Genomic DNA, 20438 nt, shown 5'->3' on the forward strand with positions numbered 1-20438 from the left:
GACGGCGTGCCCACAGCGCGCCGTTCCCACATCACAGCGTGAATGGGTCCTCGTCGAGCTTTTCCGCCAGGTGCTCAAGAGTGTCCGTAAGGCTTGGCGGCGCGCCGTTCAGCCTTTCGTGCTGCTTGGCGACGTGACCGATGAGGCGGAGGGTCCGTCCTGAGGAGATTCCGGGTGCGGCGGTGACCAGGGACCTGGTGACGTCTTCCGCGTCGTGCCAGGCATTGACGTCCAGTAGGCATTGTGCGAGCCGTGCGACTCGCTCGCTCGAGTAGCCGGTCGTGACGTCACGTCCTGGTTGTACGGATTGCAGCAGCAGCTCGATGGCTTTCTCTATGTCACCCGCGATCTGAAGTGTGTGACCCCACTGGCGGTCGATTTCCCCCTGGGTCACCCACCATGCCCAGTCCGGTTCGCCGACGTCGCTACCATCCTCGATGAGCGAGCGGGCGCGTTGAAGCGACTCGATGGCATCCGACGTACGTCCCGTGCCGACCAGTCCCTTCGCTTCACGGATGCGGAACATCGCCTCGACGCGCGGGGACAGCCGTCTACGGTGGAGTACCGACCGGGCGATGGACAGCGCCTCTTGGTTCCGCCCACGCCACTCACTGCGCATCGCCATGTTTTGCAGCGTCAGCAATTCGATGGAGCGATCCCCTGAGAGCTTCGCGAGGAACAGCGCCTCGTGGTTGAAGCGCTGGGCCGCGTCGTCTCTTTCCGCGTCCCAAAGAGCCCAGCCGGCGACTTCGGCGAGTTCCGCGGCGGCCGATTGAATGTCGCGCTCATACCGCGGCTCGTAGTCTCCGGCTCCGAGCCGCCGATGCACGACCTTGAACGCGCGGCCTGCGGGCTCTGCGATGGATACTCCGCTGAGTTCGTTGTCCAGGACGACCAGCCGATGGGAGGTCTCCCGGATGGCGTGTGCGAAGTCGGCTCCGCGTGCCTCGTTGAGTCTGAGTATCCGATCAGTGATGGCCGGTGATTCAGCAACTTCCGGCGAAACCGTTGGCGGCGTCACTCGTGCCGCGATTTCGGCGAGTTCCCCGTTTGCCCTGAGCAACTGGTCCAACGCCGTGACGAGTTGTGTCGATGGCCGCTGTTTCCCGGAGAGCACGCGGGACAGATAGGCGTGGTCGTAGTTCAGGTGGCGGGCAACCGCCCGGACGCTCATGTCCCGGTCGCGAAGCAAGTCGCGGACTCTCTGGCTGAACTCCCCGCTGTCCATGGTGACCAGGGTACGGCTGTCACCTCGTAGTCACCACGCGGTCACCACCCGCGACCGCACATTCACGGTTGTCTTTACGTACGTGAGGACCCCCGCGACCGTGCGACCGGCCCGGGGGCATGGCCATCGCTAACAGGAGCGACAACGTGTCGGACACTAGCCCAGCCACCCCACCCGCGAACATGCCGCCCGACGGCGACTGCGATGTGTGCGGGGCGCTGTTACGGCAGCAAGCCGAAGCAAGGCGTAACGGGGACCAAAAGTGGGCGACCATCTGTCTCATCGAACTCCAGCGGCACCACGAGGGCCCGTTTCACGGTGGGGCGGCCCGGTGACGGGCCGCGCGATGATGACCATGCGTGTGTCACGGGACAGCGGGAAGACCTACGGGCCGACACGCGTGGTCAAGTCCACCGAGCCCCTGAGGCCGCTGGAGACGTCGGTGTGGCCGCCATGCCAGTGCGTCCGATGTGTACCGGCGCGAGTGGCCGGCCGCCAGTCGTTCTGACGGGCGCGGTACGGAACCGCCGGCCCCCTGCGCCAAGGGCAGGGGGCCGGCGAGGGGCGCGCGGGGACTCGGCTCAGCCTTGTTTGGGGGCGGCCTGCTGGACCACCTCGAAGGACCACAGGGTGGAGCCGGAGGCGGCGGGCTTCTGTTGGGGGGCGTCTTCGCCGCCGCGCTGGTGGGCGGCCTTCATGGGGCCCTCCATCCACGCCTGGAAGTCCTCCTCGCTGCGCCAGCGCGTGTAGACGAGGTACTGGTCGGTCCCCTCGACCGGGCAGCAGGTTCACGAATGTACCTTTGCCCGCATGGCAGATGACGACCTCCTGACGCGGGCGCAATGGGGCAACCTCACCGGGCAGAACTGGGCGGTGCTCGCCCGGCTGTCTACCGATGAGAGTGATGGCGAAACCGCCAAGGACGTACCGGAGCACGGCCGACGCGCGCCGCTCACCGGCCGGGACATCAAGAGCACCGAAGAGCAGGACCGAGATGGGCGGAAGTTCGTGGAGGAGCGCGGCGGGCGCGTCGTGCACACCTACTTCGAGCCCGACACGTCGGCGTGGAGGAAACGGCGCGTACGAGAGGCTGACGGCCGGATCGTGTATCGCGTCGTGCGGCCGATCTTCGAAGGCGCCTTGGACGACTTGAAGGCCGGGCAGGCGCCCAACGGCGAACGGCTCGACGGGCTCATCGTCTATGACATCGACCGCCTCACGCGGGACCCGCGTCACCTCGAAGACGCCATCGACGTCGTGGAGCGAAGCCGTCGCCCGATCCTCGACATCACGGGAAGCCTCGATCTGCTCACGGAGAACGGCCGCGCCGTCGCCCGCCTGGTCGTCACCATGAGCAACAAGCAGTCCGCCGATACGGCACGGCGAGTGCGCCGCAAGCATCGCGCTCTGGAACGTGAGGGAATACCCACCGGAGGCGCCCGGCCGTTCGGCTGGAATGACGACAAACGCACGCTTCACCCGGAGGAGTCGAAGCACATCCGCAAGGCGGTCGAGCGCATATTGGGCGGTGCCCCGTTCCGGGCGATTCCGCTTGAGTGGAACGAAGCGGGGGTGATGACACCCAGGGGCAACAAGTGGACGCCGAGCAAGGTGAAGGAGATGTTCCGGAATCCTCGGCTGTGCGGCTACCGATCACGGAAGGTCTGGCAGACCAACCCAGTCACTGGCGGTGAAATGCAGCGCTGGGAGATCGTTCACGACGACGATGGACACCCCGTGGTCGGTCAGTGGGACCGAATCATCACGGTTGAGGAGTGGCGCGCACTGGTTGACGTGATCGGGGAGAGCATGGGTCCCGGTGACGGTCACAACAGCCGGAAGTATCTGGGAACGGGGACTCTGCGGTGCGACAAGAACGAGTGCGGCGCAGCACTACGAGTGGTGAAGGCACCCAAGAGCGCGAAGAAGCCCGAAGGGTTCTTCTACTACGCCTGCGCCGACAAGGGGCAGGGTGGATGCGCCGGGACGAAGATTCCGGGGCCGGAAACGGATGAGGCGATCAAGGAATTGGTGTTCGCCAAATGGGAGGAAGAAGCTGCCCGGCGCGAGGCGGCAGCGGTGCCCCAGGAGTGGAGCGGTGAGAGCGAGCTGGCCCGCGTGCGCGAGGACATCGAGGAAGCCAAGGAAGCCCGTGAACGGCGCATCATTTCCAAGGAGCAGTATTTCTCCCTGCTTCAGAGGTCCACCGCTGAGGAGCGACGCTTGCAGCGGGAGCGGAACCAGTGGTTCAAACGCCGCTACGCCAGCCAGGGTGAGCCCGCCAATCTCCGTGAAGACTGGGACGGGCTCACCATCGTCGAGAAGCGTTCGCATGTGGAGCAGACACTGACGGCGGTACTCATCGCGCCAGCGGTCGGCCGACGCAAGCCGGTACAGACGCGCCTGACTCCGCTCTTCCGCACCGAGGACGACATTCAGGAGTCCGAAGAAGACTGACGCGGACGTGGGCGGCGGGTGGTCTCGATCCGCAGGGTCGCATTGATCCGCCGCCATTTCCGATCGGACCACTTCGGAGAGCTACGGGCATGAGCACGGGCCCACTCACGAAGTTCCTCGTTCAGATCAGTCACCGGACATCACCCCGTTGTACGCGATCTCTTCTTGGGCGATCTCGCGGTTTCGGGCGAGGTCTTCAGCGATTCCAGCGGCGAGGAGAGCTGCGGCGGGAGTGTGGCCGGAGCCGACGTAGCGCCAGTGAGCGTCCGTGAGCACGTCCGCTTCGTCGGCGGGTTGGGTCCCGCGGGATTGGTGGTCGGCTCGTTCGGCGCGTAGCGCGGTGTAGGTGGTGGAGTAGGCGTGTGACTTGGTGAGGATGTGGCCCCGGTAGCCGAGCGTGTGAGCCCAGGCGCGTAGGCGGAGGGGTTCCAATTCGGGCAGGCCGCCGAGGCGCCAGCAGGTGCGCATGAGAGCACGTACGTGTGCCGACACGGGGGCGGCTGTGATGTCGGCGGGGTTGGTGATCTGGTGGTCGAGTCCGGCCCCGGTGTCGGTGGCCCCTTTGGTGACGTACTTGGCGACGTATGCGGCTACCGCGTCGTCGGCCAGGCCCTCACCGTCGCCGAAGGCGCGGAGCGGCCGGGCGTCGAGTTCGGCGCCCCAGCGCAGTTCGTGTTCCCCCAGGGCCGCGCTGAAGGGGGTACGGAGCCGTACGGCCGCAGCGGCGGTGCGGACCACGGCCGTGAGCACGTCGGCCGTTGCCCAGGCCGGGGGCGAATCGTCCGGCCCGCGTGCGCCGTCGAGCCGCACCACAGCATGGACGTGCACGGCCGCGCGCTTTTGGTACTCGGCGACTTTGGCGTAGGAGATGCGCAGGCTGCGGCGCAGGCCGGTGCGGGTGCGTCCGACGCGGCCAGCGAGGTGGTTGTACAGGTTGTCGGTGAACGCCTTCCACAGCCGTCCCGCGTGCGCGTGCCAGAGGACGTGTGCCGGGTAGTCGTAGCAGTCGGGGCACAGCGGTTGTCCGGTGAGCGGGTCGTCTGCCTCGTGGACGGCCGGGCAGCCGAGGCGACGGCCGTGGTCGCACTCTCCGCCCTCGCGGCGCGGTCGGCAGCGCTGCCCGTCCGTCGTGAGACGGTGAACGGGGCCGAAGCTGGGGGCCGTGAGGGTGAGGAACAGCCGGGGCCGTTCCCGCACGTCCGTCGGTACGGTCTTGCCGCCGAGGAGTCCGGCTCTGACAAGGTGGAAGGTGTCGCCGGCATGGAGGCGGGAGCAGGGGGCGCAGACGGTTTGGCGGCGGTTGCGGCAGCGGATCAGGAGCCGTTCGCCAGGCTCGTCGCGGGTGTCGTAGTGGTGCAGTACTTCGCCCGTGAGCGTTTCGCGGGTGGTGGTGGAGCCGGTGAGGTGGATCGGGTGGGCGCAGCCGCCGGTAGCGGTGATCTGCTCTATCCAGCGGGTGAAGCGGGGGTCTTGGACGAGGCGGATCAGGTCTTGGTCAACTTCGGAGAGCTGACGCAGGCGCGCCGCACGGTCGAGGTGGGCGCGCCTGTCAGCCGAGGTGGTCTCGGCGGTGATGGTGGGGACCTCCCAGGGTGGGCCGCCGCAGCGGCATGGGTGGATGCGGTTGGGTGGGTGTCGTCCATGGCGATCACTCCCTGGTTCGCGGGCCGAATGGGTGGGTTAGCGGATGGTTCCGGTGCCTCGGCAGCAGCGGCAGCGCCGCCGGTGTCCGGTGCGGGTCCTGCGGTAGCGCTCCCCCTTGCAGATGGGGCAGCGGACGCGGTGCATGGTCATCTGGTGGGGCCTCCCGGGGTGGTCTAGCTGTTGTGGGTGAAGCCGGACAGGAGCCAGCTCACGAGCCCGTTGGTGCTGTCGATGACGGGGGTCTGGCCCAGGTACATGCCGAACAGGCCGATCAACAGCGCTTCCCACCACCGCACCGCGCGGGAGCGCAGGAGCAGGACCGTTGCGAGCCCGAAGAGCAGTGCCAGGGAGAGGACCAGGGATTGACTCATGCGCCCTCACCTCCGTCCAGTTCTTCCAGCGCACGGGCGACCCCGGACAGGCGGAACGCCAGCCCCGCGTACTCAGCCGCCGTGACTTGGGCTTTGGCGGGGGTGGTCAGGTGGGACCGCCCGCGCATCCAGCCGCCTGTCTCACCCGTGGTCACGGCGACGCCCTGTTCGGCCTCCCCGATGGACTGCGCCACCGCCACGGCGTCCTTGTTCAAGTCGCCCAGGGTCATCTCAGCGGTGCCCGGATCGTTGACCCGGTGGCAGACACGCCCGCTCAATTGGGCGCGCAGCGCCGTCACCCCCGGCCCGAGATCGGAGCCAACCCGCTGTCCGGCCACGACCAGATGCATCCCGAGCGCCGCCCCGAGCTGAGCCAACCGCAGGAGGTAGGTCGAGCATTGCTCAGCCTCCGCCCGCTGCTCCTTGCTGCCGTTGGTCAGGTACAGCTCGGCTATCTCGTCCACGACCACCACCACGGGCAGGGGGCGTTCCTTCTCGGGCAGCTCCCATATGGACCGGGCCCCGGCCGCACGGCAGGTGCGCATGCGGTCTTGCATGTCGACCACCAGCGCGCCGAGCACGGCGACCGCTTGACTGCGGCAGGTGGCCAGGGCCGAGAGCCGCTGTTCGAACAGGCCCAGTTCCATGCCGCCTTTGCAGTCGATGCCGACCAGGGCGACGGGTTGCGGGGCAAGCTCGGTGATCAGCCGGGCGATCAGCGTGGACTTCCCCGACCTGGTTGCGCCGACGATCAGCCAGTGCGGCACCCGGCGGAAGTTCATCACCCACGCGCCACCGGTCTCCAGTGCGCCAACCACCGCCGACAGCAGCGACGCCGACACCTCCCCCGTGGTCCGGTCGGGGTGTTCCAGCGGATCAGCCGCCGTCGCGGTGATCAGCACGATGCCGCGTTCAGGGGAGACGATCCGCACCGCGTGCACCCGCCACGCGTGCACTAACGCCTCAGCCGCCGCCAGGAACGGGGCCGGGGTCTGCCCCGCGTGCAGCCGCACCCGCACCGACAGCCCGTTCGGTGTAGGACGGGGGATGGAGCAGCGCGGCGCGTGGGTGCGCAAGGGGTCGCCCTTGACCGCCAGGTCACCCAGCAGACGCCGGTTGGGCTGGTGGGAGACGGTGAGGTCATTGAGGTGAGCGACCTTGCGCCAGGTGACCATCACCCGCAGCGCGGTGCGCGGGTAGCCGGTCAGGTACCAGCGCCAGTGGGGCCACCGTTCCGGCAGGCGGGTGGCGAGCGCCACTGTCCAAGCCAGCGCCACCAGCACGATGGCGAACAGGAGCTGACTCATCAGGCACCACCGCCCTTACCCGCCGTTGCCGACGAGGCCGGTACAGGGGTGATGGCCGACGCGCGGAAGCTGATGCCGTGACGGTCGCCCATGGCCCAGGCGAACGCCTCCAGGCCCGTCACCCGCACCTCCGAGCCCTCCACGACGCCCTTGGGCTCTCCGGGGACGGCGATTTCGATCACCGAGACGCGCCGCCCGTCCTGCCGCACCGTCACGGCGACGGTGTAGATCGTGTTGCCGTCCCGGTCCTTCTTGACCTCCTTGCTCTCAAAATCCGCGATCTTCGGTTCAGGCCCGACCGCGCACCGCAGTACGCCGAGCCGGGTGGTGTCCACAGGTATGGACTGCATGGGTTGTGGGCCTCCTTGGCCAGTCGAGACGCCACACGTCACGTGACGTCACTCATGCTTACGAGTTACGACTATGCCTGTCTTGACGCCGGGAGGCAAGTACTTATGCTTACGAGTGACATCAGCTCACGTCAGAACCGCATACGACAGGTGACGAGGAGAGCCCGGCATGGGAGAGATCCAGCGCCCCGGAGCGCTGTACCAGCAGGTCGCAGCCGAGATCCGCAGCGGCATCGCCGCAGGCGAGTACAAACCCGGGGCCCCACTCCCCTCGGAGACCCAGCTCATCGAGCGCTACAAGGTCAGCCGCCCCACCGTCCGCAAGGCCATCGCCGCACTCCGCGCCGAAGGACTCATCGAGGTCATCCACGGCAAAGGCAGCTACGTCCGCGCCCTGCCCGCCCCCGCCGTCACCATCGAGCGGACTATCACCCGCAGCGGCACAACCTTCCACACCGGCCACCACACGTGGGAGCAGGCGGAGGAACCGGCCGTGTACCGCACCACGACTACGACGACCACGGCCCCACTCCTCGGACTCGGCGAGGGGGAAGCCCTCTTCGGCATCGACCGGCTACTCACCGACCCCGACACCGGCAGCCGCGCCCTCCACCGCATGCTCATCCCGTTCGCCACCGCCGACGAGATCGAGCAGCTGGCCGAGGCCCCGGACACCGAGCCGGAACAGATCTACGCCATCCTCACCGCCGCCCGGCACAAGCTGACCTGGCACGAGACCGTGAGTGCCCGTATGCCGCTGCCCGACGAGCGCAGCACCCTGGACATCCCCGACGCGACCCCGATCCTCTACACCGCCCGCGTCACACTCGGCACCGACGACCGGCCGCTGATCCTCGAAGAGTTCCGCGCCAGCGCCGACCGCGCCCAACTCGGCTACCGCATCACTGCCGACAGCCCCCGTGCACTGCGCGCGGTTCGGGCGTGAAACTGGGACCTTTGACTGCGTCAGGCATCGGGTGCCGCCGAAAGGTAACGTCAATCCGGTTACGGAATTTGCTGTGCGCCAGACAGTGTCTTGACCTTCAAAGGCCACCTAAGAGCTGTGCGGCAATTGGCCGTAGTACGTGTGGGGCGCCCCTGAGGCCTGGGGTTTTATGTCCGTCCTCCGGAGCGGGGTGGCCCGGTAGGCCGATCCCCTGCCATGATCGCCGGGTGAGCGATGACCAGCGCACAGCACCCTCCAAAGTGGCTGGCGACCGTGCGTCGCTGGCATCTTTCCTCGACTATCAGCGCGCCACTTTGGCTATGAAGTGCCAGGGGCTGACTGATGAGCAGCTGAAGCAGAAGACAGTGCCGACCTCGGGCCTGTCCCTGCTCGGCCTCGTCCGCCATGCCGCCGTGGTCGAGCGCAGCTGGTTCCGCATGGTGCTGAGTGGAGAGCAGGGTGCGGCCCCGTGGCCCGCGGTCGATGGGGTCTTCGGCGAGTTCCATGTGGATGACGCCGACGTGGATGAGGCGTTCACGTTGTGGCGGGAGGCATGTGAGGGTTCCCGCGCTGTCACGGACGCCTTCGAGTCCCTCGATGACACGGTGGAGTTCCAGGGGGAGTCCATCTCACTGCGCTACGCCCTTACGCACATGATCGAGGAGTACGCACGTCACAACGGCCACGCTGACCTGCTGCGCGAAGCGATCGACGGAGCGGTCGGCGAGTAGGGCGCCGGGCGAAATGAATCGGCAGCGCCTTGCCGAGGTGGCCTGCTCGAGGCGAATCGATGGCAGATCCCGTGGTGTGAGCACCGCGAGATGATCAGGACATGGCTGGTGTGAGCACGGTGTCCGAACCGTCCTGGATAGTCCCCCGCCCCCCGGTGGCCGACCGTACTTCGTGCTGGCCGACCCGGAGGGCAACCGGTTCTGCATCGAGGGCCGCCGTCGCGGGTGACCGTCTCCCCGGTACTTCCGCGTCACCGCGTCAATGACCTGACCGCGCAACTCGACTACCGCATCACTGCCGACGGCCCTGCCAACTCCGAGCCGTCTGAGCCCTCGGGCCAGCGAACTGTCGAAACCTGTCTTCACTTACTCAAGGGCGCGCCTGCGGCGCGCCGGGCGGTCTGGCCGCCCCGCCGGGCTGCGGCGTGGCCGCCGGTCCCGTCGGGCGCCCACCGCCCGCACCTCTCAGCGCACCCGCGATCGTTCGCCGGGGAGCCGACCGCCGTTCAGGGCGGGGGCGTTGTGGCTGGGGCCGACGGCCTACGCGGATTTTAGGCAGCCGCCACGGGGCGAGCCTCTAAGAACAGGGGGCCAATCGGTCGCAAACGCGGGCAGGATCACAGACCCGCCCGATTCGCCGGGCCAGCGTAAGGCCCCCTGTTCTCTCGCCCCGTGGCAGCTCCCGCCCAAAATCCGCTACGGCCGGCGGCGGTGCCCACAGCGCGCCGATCCAGCACCGCACGCCCGCCACCGGCCACCCCGATCACCCCGCCCTGCCCAGCCGGGCCGCCGTCACCCGTGCCAGCATCGCCACCTCACGCGCCGACGCCGCCGACAACTCCAGCCTCACCACCCCGGAGCCGTCCGTGTCCGAAGCGGCACGCAGCCGCAGCCCTGCCGCCTCCACGCCGACGAGGCTCAGCGCGTCGCCCAGCTCGGCCGTCGCTTCCCGCGCGTCCCGCCAGCCGCTCAGGTAGTCCACTCCGCGCACCCATATCCCCGCCTCCAGGTCTGCCGCTTCTCCCTCGCACCCGTCGTCCCCTGGGCCGCACATTGGTCAAGTCCCTTTCTCTGCAAGCCAACTGACAATCAACGACCGGGCCGCGTCGAGCGGGAGCACGACGACGACCCCGGTACCATCGGCACCGGGGTTCGTGATCGATCCCCAGCCGGACCACCCCGGTAGCTGTCCAGGCGAAAAGGGGTGGTCCGGTATCGCTTCTTCGGTTGTTGCGCGCGACTCTGCCGAGCGACCTCAGTACTTCTGTCGGCCGCCCGGGTAACGGACCGGCTTCCGGCACTCTGGCGCGTCCTCGGGCGCGGGCTCGCCGCCGAGCGCGTAGCACAAGGCGGCGTGCAGTTGCTCCGCTTCGACCACCGTCAGCACCAGCGATGCCAGGGATGCGCGACCGGGCCGGAGGACTTGAAGCGGCAGTTCAAGCAGACCGTCTTTGCCAGGACGCAGACCGCGCCCCGGTGCGGGACCGACCTGCCAGCCTTCTGACGCCCTACTCATTCGGGCCCCTTGCTCGCCTGAGTCGGTCCGTCGCTCTCGCACTCGCCCGGCCCAGGAAGGCGCCCGCCGCGACTCTCCGCGATCCGGAGAGCGTCTTGCAGCGCTTCGATCAGGCGGTTCGAGAGGTAGCGGAGCTCTCGCGGGTCCGCCTTCCGGTCGCGGAGCAGTAGGCAAGCGTGGCCGATGAGTTCAGCGCCCATCTGAAGCTGTACCGCTTCCATCTCGTCGGCCAGTCGCGACAGATACCCCGTGCCGTCCTCATCCGACATCAGGTAGCACGGCTTCCCGGCAGGGCCGGGCCACGGAAGCAATCGCGGTTGCGCACTCACCTGACCACCACCATCCCGTGCGGCGCGCACAACAGCTCCACCCGAGGCACGTGCTTCTGACGCTCATGAGCCACCAGATACGGCCGGACAAGGTGCACGTCCTCACCACGCAGCAGAGGCTTACGTGGCAGCTGGTGCACACGAGGCAGCCGCAACGTCGGGGCATCAGCACAGTCCATCGGCTGACGTGTCCCAACCGTGCGATGACGTCCCCGGCCGGGCCGTAGCACTCTCACCAACGGTTCGAAGACCCTGCCGATACAGTTCCGCATGTTGACCTGCTTCCTCAGGTTGGCCACGCCCCGGGGCGCACGCCCGCGTCGCCGGGGTCCTGTGGCGGATGAAAAACCGGCTGAGTATTCATGCTGGTGACATGCGAAGCCCCCAACTTTCACAGTTGAGTGAAAGCCGGGGGCTACTGCGGTGAAAGTGTCAGAGGCCCACCCAAGCAGCCAGGTGATCCAGGCTGTCCGGGGTGCGACGGGACAAGTGGATCAGGCCCCGGATGGTCTCGCGAGCGCCCGCGTGGTACCTGGTCTGCTGCGGCGCCAGCTTCCGCGCGGTCACGATCGATTTCAAGGCCGCTTCAGAGCGCCCCGCTTCCATCTGGGCGCGTGCCTGGTCCACGTAGAAGTGCGCGGCGCGGGAGACAGCCCAGTCCTGCGGTATCCGCACCTTCGCGGCCTCTTGCAGAGCTTCGCCGTAGTGCCGCATCTCGACATGAGCCGACACCGCGTGCACGGTGACGTTCGTGGGGCCGAAGGACAGCCAGTGCACGTCCGTCGCTTCGCCTGTCCGGTCCGCGTAAGACCGGGCCTCGGTGAGGTAGTTCTTTACCGCGTCTTCATCATGAGCGCGGGCAGCGATGATGCTTGCTCCAAGGTGAAGCTGCCCGGCAACGGCATGCCGCTCTCGCGTCTGCGGAGACTGCTCCAATAGCCCCTGCCCGGAGGCTACGAGCCGCTGACCGATGGTGTACTCGCCCTCTCGGAAGTAGACGAGGGCGCGCATGTACTGGCGCACTGCGGAGAGCAACGGATCGGAGGCCCGCGAGGCGGCCCAGTCCATACGGTCCAGAGCCACCGTGGACAAGTCGTAGTAGCCCAGCTTCACGGCCAGGTCATGCGCGGTGCGGTAGGTACTCGACAAGGCAGCCCACAACTCGGACGACGGCGTCCGATACGCGGCTGTAGTGATCTCCGCCATCGTTCCTGGAAGATCAAGAGCAGCGTCATGGAGCTTCGTCGCCCGGACCTGCTGACACAGGGCTTGGGCAGCGGCGACGAGCTGAGGAGCGGGGCGCGGTGTGATCGCCGGATCGGCCCCCAGGTCGTAGAGGTCGAGGGCTTCACGGATCGGGCGGACCAACGCGGCCAACCGGTCCTGCTGTAGCTCGGTCACGTAGGGTTGGCCGGTCAGTGCCGTGACGTCGATGCATAGCGCTTTCGCGACAGCGGCCACCAGGTCGGGGCTGGCTGGCTTGTGCCCGGACTCAACTTGGGTGAGCAGGCTGTAGGAGTAGGGAATCTTCTGAGTCAGCCCACGCTGAGTCAGCCCAGCCCGTTTCCGGTGATGTGCGATCCGAGCGCCCGTGTGCTCGTCGTCGGGGAGCGGCATGCATCCCTCCCTTTCGTGACTCACTCTCAGCGGAAACGCTACCCGCCCGGTCACGGCAGAAGACGGTGAACGGCGATCTCATTCCCTGGCTGGCAGGGTTTGCGCATACGGGGCGCCACACGGTGGACTGCCCGCATGACCGCGAACCGTGTCCTCTACCTGTTCGGAAGCGCCGCCCCGCCCGTGCTGAACATCGCTGGCGTCATCGAACGAGCGCAGGCGGCCGAGTGGGATGTCTGCCTCGGGCTCACCCCCACAGCCGCACGCTGGCTTGACGACGAGCTGCCAGCGTTGGAGGAACTGACCGGACACCCGGTGCGCAGCCAGTACAAGCTGCCCCGAGAGCCGGACGTCTGGCCCCTGGCGGATGCCGCCGTCCTGGCACCCGCCACCTTCAACACGATCAACCAGTGGGCTCTCGGGATCACCGAGAAGTTCATCGTCGGATTCGTGGCCGAGGCCATCGGCAAGGGCATCCCGACTGTGGCCATGCCGTGCGTCAACGCCGCCTACGTCCAGCACACCCAGTTCGACACCAGCGTTGCCACGCTCCGCGCGATGGGAGTGCGCGTGCTGTACGGGGAAGGCGGTTTCGTACCCAACAAGCCGGGCCAGGGCCGACCGGAGAACTATCCGTGGCACCTGGCCCTCGAAGCCGCCGCTTCAGCCGTCAGCGGGCGCGATCCCCGCGGTGCATGAGCCGCCCCCGGACGGTGCAGCCAACGGGCAGGCGAGCTCACAGCCGCCTGACGGGCACAGCACAAAACCACTAAGCGAATCCGGCGAAGTCCACTGCTGATCCCGCTAGTGCTTGGAATAATGCGCCAATGGATCTAGGGGGTACAGCATCAATCGCCGCCGCCGCGGCTGTAGTTGGGGCCGGACTTGGCGCCTTTGGGGCCGTACGTGCGGCTAAGAACACGGGGAACTCCCAGCGCCGCTCGCAGCACGAGCACTGGCGGCGGCAAACTCGCGCTGATGCCTATGCTCAGTTCGTGAACGCAACGGAGGAACTTGCGCCAGTGATGTCCGCGCTTGCCCGGATGGAGGACTCGGCACCGGCAGACCTGCCGGAGCGAGCCGCCGAGGCGCGTCGGCTCATGTCGGCGCTCGCGAAGGCCGACAACGCCGTGGCGCTGGCGGGACCTGACAGCGTTGCTGCGGAAGCCAAATCAGTAACACGGGGTTACGGGTTCATCCTGCGTAGCACCTTCGTGAGGTGGGGGCTGGAGCAAGCCAGGCGAGGCGACCCACCATCACTCACACCTACCCATTGGCCGAGCTTGAGCCACTTCCGCCAACTGGCACGAGCTGCCCTGGACGATCCAGACGGCGCCCTGGAACGGCAGCCATAGGAACCGTCGCTGAGCAGATGACACGAAGTCCATCGCTAATCTCAATCCCCTGAAGGCTTCGTGGCCAGCAGGAGCGGCACGAGATCAGCAGTGGACTTCGTCGAATCCCCTTAAGCCCCCTGGCCTGGGTCAGGGGGCTAGCGTTGGTTCCAAGGGGCTCGTGTCAGCCTTGCTTGGGTCCGGTCTGCTGTACGACCTCGAAGGACCACAGTGTGGAGCCCGAGGCGGCGGGCTTCTGCTTCGGGGCGTCCTCGCCGCCGCGCTGGTGGGCGGCCTTCATGGGGCCCTCCATCCAGGCTTGGAAGTCCTCCTCGCTGCGCCAGCGCGTGTAGACGAGGTAGGTGTCAGTCCCTTCGACGGGACGCAGCAGTTCGAACCACTCGAAGCCGTCGGAGTTCTCGACCGTCCCGGCGCGTGCGGCGAAGCGCTTTTCCAGCACCTCGCGCTGTTCCTCCGGGACCGTCAGCACATTGATCTTGACAACACTCATGCCCTCATCTTGCCCCACTCCCGAGGCTACGGTGATCTGGGTCTAGTGGTACATCTGCGTACCTGTTGCGGGCGCAGCAGCTCGAACCACTCGAAGCCGTCGGAGTTCTCCACGGCCCCGGCGCGGGACGCGAAGCGCTTTTCCAGCACCTCGCGCTGTTCTTCCGGCACGGTCAGGACATTGATCTTTACGACGCTGGGCACAGGACACCTCTCACGCGGCGGGCGCCTGGTCGGCGCCCTGAGCTCGACTCTTTGGGCGCAGTCTGCTACATCCGATGGTCAAAGACGCGTGAAGACGTCGGTCAGTGGCTGATGACGACCTTGCCGAAGCGGGGTCCCTTTGCGAAGTGGGAGAACGCCTCCGGCGCCTGGTCGAAGGGGAAGACGCGGTCGATGACGGGCCGGAGCCGGTTCTGGGCGATGGCCTTGTTCATGCGTTCGAAGTCGCCGCGGCTGCCGACGCTGATCGATCTGAGGGTCGCGGCGCGGCGGAAGAACCGGTTCACATCCATGCCGTCGCCTGCCGCGAGATTGCCGACGAGGGCGATCTGGCCGCCGTGGGCGACGGCGTCGATGGACTGGGAGAGCGTTCCGGCGCCGCCGATCTCCACGACGCGTTCGGCACCGCCGCCGGTGAGTGCGCGTACCCGTACGCCCCACTCGGGTGTGCTGGTGTAGTCGACAACGTCGGATGCGCCGAGGGCGCTGAGGCGCCGGGCCTTGGCGTCGCTGGATGTCGTGGCCAGGACGCGGGCGCCGGCCAGGCGGGCGAGCTGTAGGGCGAAGACCGATACCCCGCCCGAGCCCTGGACCAGTAGCGCGTCCCCCGGGCCGACTCCGCTCACGGCCGACCACGCGGTGAGCGCGGCGCAGGGAAGCGTGGCGGCTTCCTCGAAGGTCAGATGGTCCGGTACGGCGACCGCGCTCTGTTCGTCGAGGACGATGTATTCGGTGAGCCAGCCGTCGCGATGGGTGCCGCGCAGCTGTCCCCACTCGGGGAACGGGCCGTACAGCCATGTGGGATGGAAGGTGCCCGCGACACGATCTCCCACTCGGAACCGCGAGACCCCGTCCCCGACGGCCTCCACGACGCCCGCGCCGTCGGAGAGCGGGATACGCCCCGGCGGTACGTCGACGGAGTACCTGCCGGTGACGATCAGCAGATCGCGTGCGTTGAGGGAGCTGGCTTTCACTCGTACGAGTACTTCGCCCGCCGACGGGCTCGGCACCGGGCGCTCCGCCGAGGTGATCAGGCCGCCGCCCGCTCTCACCTGGAAAGTTCGCATTTGCTGCCCTTCGTTCGTATCTCGCCTCCACGATAGGCGCGCCGGGCTGGACGATATGTATCTTGGCGTCCACTGTTTGGCGCAGATCGTCCAGGGGAGTGGAGATGGATCCGATCGATGACCTCCTCGCCACGATGAGGATCGAGGACGCCCGGTATGTGCGGGTGGACGCCCGTGCACCATGGGGAATCTCGTTCCCTCCCCGGCACCTCGCCCGGCTGGTCCTGATCTCCAGCGGTTCGTGCCGGCTCGTCGCGGACACGCTCCCCGGGTCGCAGCGGCTGGAGGCGAACGACTGCTTCCTGGTCCGTGCGGGGGTGGGATTCACGCTTCAGGACGAGACGGGCAGCGAGGTGGTCGACTGCGATGGCCTGATCTCCCAAGCCCCCGGCAACGCGGCGCGGGTCGGGGGCGACGGGGAGCTGACCCGGATCGTCTCCAGCCGGTTCGCCTTCGATTCCGTGGCGGCGGAACCGCTGTTCGCGCTGCTGCCCCCGGTGTTCCGGCTGAATCTGGACAACACGTCCGGTCAACTCCTGCGCGGCACGTTCGACCTCATCGCACGGGAGAGCGCGGCGGGCGCGCTCGGCGGCGGGTTCATCATGAGCCGCCTGTCCGATGTGCTCTTCGTCCAGGCGCTACGAACCTGCTGTACGGATGTCGGCAGCGGTACCGTCGGCTGGATCGCCGCGCTGCGGGATCCACGGCTGGCGGTGGCCATGCGGGAGTTGCACGCGGATCTGGCCCATCCGTGGACGGTGGACGAACTCGCCCGCAAGGCGGGGATGTCACGCTCGGCGTTCGCCGCCCTGTTCAAGGAGAAGACCGGGGACACCCCGCTCGGCTACCTCACGTCATGGCGCATGTATCGGGTGAAGCTCCTGCTCAGGGAGACACCGCTGAGTGTCCAGGAGATCGCGGTCAGGGTCGGCTACGACACCGGCAGCGCGTTGAGCCGCGCCTTTTCGAACCGGGAAGGCGTCACGCCCGGCGCCTGGCGCGTGCGGTCGGCGCGTCCAGGACCCGCGTAGCGTGGCTCAGCCGTGCAGCCTCAAGCCCCTGGTCACCTTGTCCACCTGGTTGCGCGGCCCGTAGACCGCGAGGCCGACCAGGTCCAGCGCGTCGGCCTCGACGGCCCGGATCGCCGCGCGGTTGTCGTCCTCGTACGGCTTGCCGACGATCTCGTCCGTGGCGTGCGCCACGCCGCTGGAGAGGAAGGCGGTCACATTCAGCTTCTGCCAGTCGGCGAGGTCGGTACGGACGATGACGGCGATCGGGGCGATGGTGCGGCGCGGGGCCACCGGGGCGCTGCGGACCCGGGAGCTTCCGGGCGGGGGTGGTGGGCAGGCGCGGGCGGCGCGGCGCGCCAGGGCGCTGCTGGAGGAGGCGTACGCACAGGAGATCCCGGCGGCGCGGCTCGCGGAAGCCGCCGGATGCAGCCGCTTCGCGCTCTACCGGGCGTTCCACGCCGCGTACGGGATGGCGCCGAGCGACTTCCAGCGGCAGCTTCGGCTGCGCCGGGCGCGCGGGCTGCTGGTGGCGGGCCATGGCGCGGCCGAGGCCGCGGCCCAGGCGGGGTTCGCCGATCAGAGCCACTTCCACCGGTGGTTCGTGCGGTGCTTCGGAGTGACGCCGGGAACATTTCAGCGCGCGGCGAGTCCCGATTCGCGGCGCACCCCCCAGCCCTGATGAAATTGGGCCGGACCATACGGACTCGTGCGGAGCGCAAGCACCCTGCCAAAGCCTGACATCTTTCGGACAACCCGGGACGACGGTCAGGTGAAGAGGGGGTGTTCCGCGTCTGAGTAGTGGGCTCAGTAGGGTCTCCAGAATCCGGGACAGATGAAGAGGGCGAGTGGGGGAGCGGCAGGGCGTGGCGAACGTGGAGCGGAGCGGACTGGGGAGAACCCCGGATACGGGGTCGGGCCCCGGCGCCGTCGGGGTGCGGACGTCACGGACCAGAATGGGACTCGCGGCCCTGTGGCTCCTGGCGGGCCTGCTGGCGGTCCGTCAGGCGGCGGCGGTGCTGCGGCTGCCGCCCGAGGAGCGGCTGACCGATCTGGAGACCTGGATCGGTGAGCACGGTGTGCTGCACGTCAGCGGGTCGCTGTATGACGGGGACTCCTTCACCGGCACCCCGTTCTCCGGGCTCGTCCTCAAGCCGCTGACCCGGGCCGCCGAGCAGAACCTCGGGGTCGCCTGGACCTTCGGCACCCTGCTGCTCGTCGTGATCCTCGGACTGGTGGTGGCCCGCGCGCTGCCCGGTCCGGTCTCCCGCCGCACCTCGCTGATCGCCGCCCCGCTGGCCATCAGCCTGCTGGTGCTGTCGCTTCCGGTGCGCAACACCTTCACCCTGGGCCAGACCAGCATCATCCCGGTGCTGCTGGTCGTCCTCACCGTGCTGCCCAGAACCTCCGGTCGGCAGGCCGGGGTGCTCATCGGGGTGGCCGCGGCGCTCCAGCCCGCGCTGCTGCTGTTCGCCGTCGTGCTGTGGCTGATCGGACGGCGCCGGGCCGCGGCGCTCGCGGGCGCCACGTTCGCCACGTGCACCGCGCTCGCCTGCGCGGCCATGCCGCACGACTCATGGACGTACTGGGTGCACCACATCGGCGGCGCCGGGCTCGGCGCTCCCGCCGACAGCCTGGCCAACCAGTCGCTGCACGGGCTGCTGCTGCGCATCGGTCTCGAGGGCCCGATGGAGCTGACGCTGCTGGCCGTGCTCGCGGTCGCGGTCGCGGTGATCGGCCTGCGGCGCGCGGTGCACTACGCCCAGGACGGGCAGCTGCTGCTCGCCGCCGCCATCACCGGCAGCGTGGCGCTCGCGGTCTCGCCCACCTCCTGGCAGCACCAGCAGCTGTGGATCCTGCTGGCCGTGGTCGGCCGGGTGGGGCGGCGCGGCTCCGACCGGCTGGTGTGGCCGGTGCTGGTGGTGCTGGCGATGTCGCTCAACCGCACCGCGCTGCTGCCCGACATCGAGATCCTCGGCCATATCGGCTACAATGCGCCGCTGCTCGCCGCGCTCGCCGCCGCCTGTGTGGTGCCGTTCCTCTCCCGCACCTCGCCGCGCTGGGACGAACCCGAGCCGACGCCGATCGCCGAGCCGGCCAGGAGTCGCTTCGCCTGGGTGCCGTTGCTGCGCCTGCTCAAGCGGCCGCTGTCCCGCCCGAACCTGATGCTCGAGCTGATGCTGATCCGCGTCGGCTACTTCGCCTACTCCTGGATCCGCGGCCACGCCCCGGACGAGCGCAGTGTGGCCGAGGGGCATGGAGACCAGGTGCTCACCCTCGAGGGCTGGCTGCATATCGACATCGAGCACTGGTTCAACGCCATCGTGGCGGACACCGAGTGGCTCAAGCTCTTCATGAACTGGTACTACAGCACCTTCCACTTCCTGATTCCGCTGTCCCTGCTGGGCTGGCTGTATCTGCGCCGCCCGGCGACCTACCGCTGGGCCCGCACCCCGCTGGCCTTCGCCACACTGCTCGCCCTGGTCGGCTTCTGGCTCTACCCGCTGGCCCCGCCGCGGCTGATGGGGCTCGGGTACGTGGACACCGCGCACGGCCCGCAGGACCTGAACAACCCGGACTTCGGCGCGCTCACCAAGCTGTCCAACCAGTACGCGGCCATGCCGTCGCTGCACGTGGGGTGGTCGCTGTGGTGCGGGGTGGTCATCGCGATCGTGGCGCCGTACGTCTGGGCGAAGGTGCTCGGCATCCTGTATCCGCTGCTGACGACGGCGGTCATCGTGGGCACCGCGAACCACTATGTGCTGGACGCGATCGGCGGCGCGGCCATCGTCTCGGCCGGGTTCGGGCTCCAGTATCTGCTGCTCGGCGTGGGCAGGCGCCCGCATGAGGAGGCGCCACCGCTGTCGGCGGCGATGGGCACCGCGGTCGCCCGCGCCCGGGGGCTGGTACCGGGGCTGGTGCGGCAGCGCGGTGGAGGGCACGACGGCGCCGAGCCGGCCGAGCAGGCCCGGTCCGCGGAGCAGGCCCCGTCCGCCGCGGATGAGCCCCCAAAGGGGGGTGACGCTCGCGTTGAGCGGCATGACCAGCGGGTCTAGCGTGGTGAGAAGGGGGCGGAAAGTCGGACAAGCGCGTTAAAACGGGGGGATCTGGGAATCGAGACGGGGAGCGGGGACCCCGACTGAGGAGGGATCAACGATGTCCCTGGTGAAGGCAGTAACCGCGGCGGTGGCGATGGGTGCCTCGATGGCCATTGCGACACCCGCGGTCGCCGCGCCGCCGCACCCCTTCGTCTTCGTCCACGACAGGTTCCAGCCGGCCGCGCAGGCGAAGAGCGCCGGAGCGGTGACGTACGACAAGTCGCTGGTGCCGACGTCCGCGAGCGTGTTCATCGCGGAGGCGCGGGTGGGTGGCAAGGGCATGAAGAACCGCGAGGGCGCACAGGGCCACGGCCAGTACAAGATGCACAAGGGCACGTTCGTGTTCATCAGCCTGCGTGGCCTCGCGCGCAACCACCACTTCGGGATCCATGTCCATACGAAGCCGTGTGGCACCAAGCCCGACTCGTCGGGGCCCCACTACCAGAACAAGCCGGACCCCAAGCAGCCCTCGACCAACCCGAAGTACGCCAACCCGCACAATGAGGTGTGGCTCGACGTCACCACCAACAAGGCCGGCAAAGGCTGGGCCAAGTCGTGGGTGAAGTGGCAGTTCAGGTCAGGGGAGGCCCATTCCGTGGTGATCCACAAGAATGCCACGGGCACCACATCGGGTAAGGCCGGGCAGGCCGGCGCCCGGGTGGCGTGTGTGAACGTACCGTTCAAGTAGCGGCGTTCGGACAGCC

Annotated in this window: 20 protein-coding genes and 2 pseudogenes; 8 read left to right on the top strand and 14 right to left on the bottom strand. The window is 68.2% G+C overall.

Annotated features, from left to right (window positions below; genetic code table 11):
- Positions 1 to 31: 31 nt before the first annotated feature.
- The gene (locus NQU54_RS16290) at positions 32 to 1228 is read right to left on the bottom strand and encodes an NsdA family TPR-like regulatory protein (RefSeq protein ID WP_257631691.1); all 1197 of its coding nucleotides are present in this window, start codon (positions 1226 to 1228) and stop codon (positions 32 to 34) included.
- 581 nt (positions 1229 to 1809) lie between these two features.
- Positions 1810 to 2007: pseudogene (locus NQU54_RS16295) on the bottom strand (antibiotic biosynthesis monooxygenase family protein); the annotation flags it as partial.
- A 31-nt stretch (positions 2008 to 2038) separates the two neighbouring features.
- Here NQU54_RS16295 and NQU54_RS16300 point away from each other — a divergent pair.
- Positions 2039 to 3685, top strand: coding sequence for a recombinase family protein (locus NQU54_RS16300; RefSeq protein ID WP_257631692.1), 1647 nt, complete (start codon positions 2039 to 2041; stop codon positions 3683 to 3685).
- 126 nt (positions 3686 to 3811) lie between these two features.
- On the opposite strand, the gene NQU54_RS16305 is transcribed toward NQU54_RS16300, so the two are convergent.
- The 4 genes from NQU54_RS16305 to NQU54_RS16320 all read right to left on the bottom strand — a co-directional run bounded on the left by NQU54_RS16305 (position 3812) and on the right by NQU54_RS16320 (position 7357).
- A complete protein-coding gene (locus NQU54_RS16305) occupies positions 3812 to 5203 on the bottom strand; it encodes a replication initiator (protein ID WP_257631722.1) in 1392 nt (463 codons plus the stop codon).
- Between the two features lie 299 nt (positions 5204 to 5502).
- Positions 5503 to 5700, bottom strand: coding sequence for a hypothetical protein (locus tag NQU54_RS16310; RefSeq protein WP_218053711.1), 198 nt, complete (start codon positions 5698 to 5700; stop codon positions 5503 to 5505).
- On the bottom strand, positions 5697 to 7007 hold the full coding sequence (locus NQU54_RS16315; RefSeq protein ID WP_257631693.1) for an FtsK/SpoIIIE domain-containing protein: 1311 nt from the start codon (positions 7005 to 7007) through the stop codon (positions 5697 to 5699). The genes NQU54_RS16310 and NQU54_RS16315 overlap by 4 nt, the downstream gene beginning before the upstream one ends.
- On the bottom strand, positions 7007 to 7357 hold the full coding sequence (locus tag NQU54_RS16320; RefSeq protein WP_257631694.1) for an SCO3933 family regulatory protein: 351 nt from the start codon (positions 7355 to 7357) through the stop codon (positions 7007 to 7009). The genes NQU54_RS16315 and NQU54_RS16320 overlap by 1 nt, the downstream gene beginning before the upstream one ends.
- A 169-nt stretch (positions 7358 to 7526) precedes the next feature.
- On the opposite strand from NQU54_RS16320, the gene NQU54_RS16325 reads away from it, so the two are divergent.
- Both NQU54_RS16325 and NQU54_RS16330 read left to right on the top strand, forming a co-directional pair.
- A complete protein-coding gene (locus NQU54_RS16325) occupies positions 7527 to 8303 on the top strand; it encodes a GntR family transcriptional regulator (RefSeq protein WP_257631695.1) in 777 nt (258 codons plus the stop codon).
- Positions 8304 to 8530: 227 nt separating this feature from the next.
- Positions 8531 to 9034 carry a DinB family protein gene (locus NQU54_RS16330; RefSeq protein WP_257631696.1) on the top strand — a complete coding sequence of 168 codons (504 nt, stop codon included), beginning with the start codon at positions 8531 to 8533 and terminating at the stop codon, positions 9032 to 9034.
- Between the two features lie 763 nt (positions 9035 to 9797).
- On the opposite strand, the gene NQU54_RS16335 is transcribed toward NQU54_RS16330, so the two are convergent.
- From NQU54_RS16335 to NQU54_RS16350, 4 genes are all read right to left on the bottom strand, one after another.
- Positions 9798 to 10088, bottom strand: a complete 291-nt coding sequence (locus tag NQU54_RS16335) for a hypothetical protein (protein ID WP_257631697.1) — start codon at positions 10086 to 10088, stop codon at positions 9798 to 9800.
- 201 nt (positions 10089 to 10289) lie between these two features.
- On the bottom strand, positions 10290 to 10550 hold the full coding sequence (locus tag NQU54_RS16340; protein ID WP_257631698.1) for a hypothetical protein: 261 nt from the start codon (positions 10548 to 10550) through the stop codon (positions 10290 to 10292).
- Positions 10547 to 10819 (bottom strand): hypothetical protein, encoded by a 273-nt coding sequence (locus NQU54_RS16345; protein ID WP_257631699.1) that lies wholly within the window; start codon positions 10817 to 10819, stop codon positions 10547 to 10549. Before NQU54_RS16345 ends, NQU54_RS16340 begins: the two co-directional genes overlap by 4 nt.
- A 492-nt stretch (positions 10820 to 11311) precedes the next feature.
- A complete protein-coding gene (locus NQU54_RS16350; protein ID WP_257631700.1) occupies positions 11312 to 12496 on the bottom strand; it encodes a helix-turn-helix domain-containing protein in 1185 nt (394 codons plus the stop codon).
- Between the two features lie 135 nt (positions 12497 to 12631).
- On the opposite strand from NQU54_RS16350, the gene NQU54_RS16355 reads away from it, so the two are divergent.
- Positions 12632 to 13195: a flavoprotein gene (locus NQU54_RS16355; RefSeq protein WP_257631701.1), complete on the top strand. Its 564-nt coding sequence runs from the start codon at positions 12632 to 12634 to the stop codon at positions 13193 to 13195.
- 819 nt (positions 13196 to 14014) lie between these two features.
- Here the strand turns inward: NQU54_RS16355 and NQU54_RS16360 are convergent.
- The 3 genes and pseudogenes from NQU54_RS16360 to NQU54_RS16370 form a co-directional block, all read right to left on the bottom strand.
- Positions 14015 to 14341 carry an antibiotic biosynthesis monooxygenase family protein gene (locus tag NQU54_RS16360; protein ID WP_055550692.1) on the bottom strand — a complete coding sequence of 109 codons (327 nt, stop codon included), beginning with the start codon at positions 14339 to 14341 and terminating at the stop codon, positions 14015 to 14017.
- A gap of 68 nt (positions 14342 to 14409) precedes the next feature.
- Positions 14410 to 14544: pseudogene (locus NQU54_RS16365) on the bottom strand (antibiotic biosynthesis monooxygenase family protein); the annotation flags it as partial.
- 101 nt (positions 14545 to 14645) lie between these two features.
- The gene (locus tag NQU54_RS16370; RefSeq protein WP_257631702.1) at positions 14646 to 15629 is read right to left on the bottom strand and encodes a zinc-dependent alcohol dehydrogenase family protein; all 984 of its coding nucleotides are present in this window, start codon (positions 15627 to 15629) and stop codon (positions 14646 to 14648) included.
- Positions 15630 to 15733: 104 nt separating this feature from the next.
- Here NQU54_RS16370 and NQU54_RS16375 point away from each other — a divergent pair, with 104 nt between their 5' ends.
- The gene (locus NQU54_RS16375) at positions 15734 to 16660 is read left to right on the top strand and encodes an AraC family transcriptional regulator (protein WP_257631703.1); all 927 of its coding nucleotides are present in this window, start codon (positions 15734 to 15736) and stop codon (positions 16658 to 16660) included.
- A gap of 6 nt (positions 16661 to 16666) precedes the next feature.
- Here the strand turns inward: NQU54_RS16375 and NQU54_RS16380 are convergent, their stop codons facing one another.
- Complete coding sequence (locus NQU54_RS16380; protein WP_257631704.1) at positions 16667 to 16930, bottom strand: DUF2000 family protein; 264 nt, start codon at positions 16928 to 16930, stop codon at positions 16667 to 16669.
- On the opposite strand from NQU54_RS16380, the gene NQU54_RS16385 reads away from it, so the two are divergent.
- From NQU54_RS16385 to NQU54_RS16395, 3 genes are all read left to right on the top strand, one after another.
- Complete coding sequence (locus NQU54_RS16385; RefSeq protein WP_372505895.1) at positions 16911 to 17318, top strand: helix-turn-helix domain-containing protein; 408 nt, start codon at positions 16911 to 16913, stop codon at positions 17316 to 17318. The two genes, NQU54_RS16380 and NQU54_RS16385, sit on opposite strands and share 20 nt — an antisense overlap.
- Before the next feature lie 274 nt (positions 17319 to 17592).
- Positions 17593 to 19692, top strand: coding sequence for a bifunctional glycosyltransferase 87/phosphatase PAP2 family protein (locus tag NQU54_RS16390; RefSeq protein WP_257631705.1), 2100 nt, complete (start codon positions 17593 to 17595; stop codon positions 19690 to 19692).
- A 100-nt stretch (positions 19693 to 19792) separates the two neighbouring features.
- Positions 19793 to 20422, top strand: coding sequence for a superoxide dismutase family protein (locus NQU54_RS16395; RefSeq protein WP_257631706.1), 630 nt, complete (start codon positions 19793 to 19795; stop codon positions 20420 to 20422).
- Positions 20423 to 20438: the final 16 nt, after the last annotated feature.

Origin of the sequence: Streptomyces malaysiensis subsp. samsunensis (assembly GCF_024519315.1) — a bacterium.
Lineage (GTDB): Bacteria > Actinomycetota > Actinomycetes > Streptomycetales > Streptomycetaceae > Streptomyces > Streptomyces malaysiensis.

Coding starts and splice junctions, on each gene's coding strand:
- NQU54_RS16290 (WP_257631691.1), bottom strand. CDS start 1,228: ATGGACAGCGGGGAGTTCAGCCAGAGAGTCCGCGACTTGCTTCGCGAC.
- NQU54_RS16300 (WP_257631692.1), top strand. CDS start 2,039: ATGGCAGATGACGACCTCCTGACGCGGGCGCAATGGGGCAACCTCACC.
- NQU54_RS16310 (WP_218053711.1), bottom strand. CDS start 5,700: ATGAGTCAATCCCTGGTCCTCTCCCTGGCACTGCTCTTCGGGCTCGCA.
- NQU54_RS16315 (WP_257631693.1), bottom strand. CDS start 7,007: ATGAGTCAGCTCCTGTTCGCCATCGTGCTGGTGGCGCTGGCTTGGACA.
- NQU54_RS16320 (WP_257631694.1), bottom strand. CDS start 7,357: ATGCAGTCCATACCTGTGGACACCACCCGGCTCGGCGTACTGCGGTGC.
- NQU54_RS16325 (WP_257631695.1), top strand. CDS start 7,527: ATGGGAGAGATCCAGCGCCCCGGAGCGCTGTACCAGCAGGTCGCAGCC.
- NQU54_RS16335 (WP_257631697.1), bottom strand. CDS start 10,088: ATGTGCGGCCCAGGGGACGACGGGTGCGAGGGAGAAGCGGCAGACCTG.
- NQU54_RS16340 (WP_257631698.1), bottom strand. CDS start 10,550: ATGAGTAGGGCGTCAGAAGGCTGGCAGGTCGGTCCCGCACCGGGGCGC.
- NQU54_RS16345 (WP_257631699.1), bottom strand. CDS start 10,819: ATGTCGGATGAGGACGGCACGGGGTATCTGTCGCGACTGGCCGACGAG.
- NQU54_RS16350 (WP_257631700.1), bottom strand. CDS start 12,496: ATGCCGCTCCCCGACGACGAGCACACGGGCGCTCGGATCGCACATCAC.
- NQU54_RS16355 (WP_257631701.1), top strand. CDS start 12,632: ATGACCGCGAACCGTGTCCTCTACCTGTTCGGAAGCGCCGCCCCGCCC.
- NQU54_RS16360 (WP_055550692.1), bottom strand. CDS start 14,341: ATGAGTGTTGTCAAGATCAATGTGCTGACGGTCCCGGAGGAACAGCGC.
- NQU54_RS16370 (WP_257631702.1), bottom strand. CDS start 15,629: ATGCGAACTTTCCAGGTGAGAGCGGGCGGCGGCCTGATCACCTCGGCG.
- NQU54_RS16375 (WP_257631703.1), top strand. CDS start 15,734: ATGGATCCGATCGATGACCTCCTCGCCACGATGAGGATCGAGGACGCC.
- NQU54_RS16385 (WP_372505895.1), top strand. CDS start 16,911: ATGGTGCGGCGCGGGGCCACCGGGGCGCTGCGGACCCGGGAGCTTCCG.
- NQU54_RS16390 (WP_257631705.1), top strand. CDS start 17,593: ATGGGACTCGCGGCCCTGTGGCTCCTGGCGGGCCTGCTGGCGGTCCGT.
- NQU54_RS16395 (WP_257631706.1), top strand. CDS start 19,793: ATGTCCCTGGTGAAGGCAGTAACCGCGGCGGTGGCGATGGGTGCCTCG.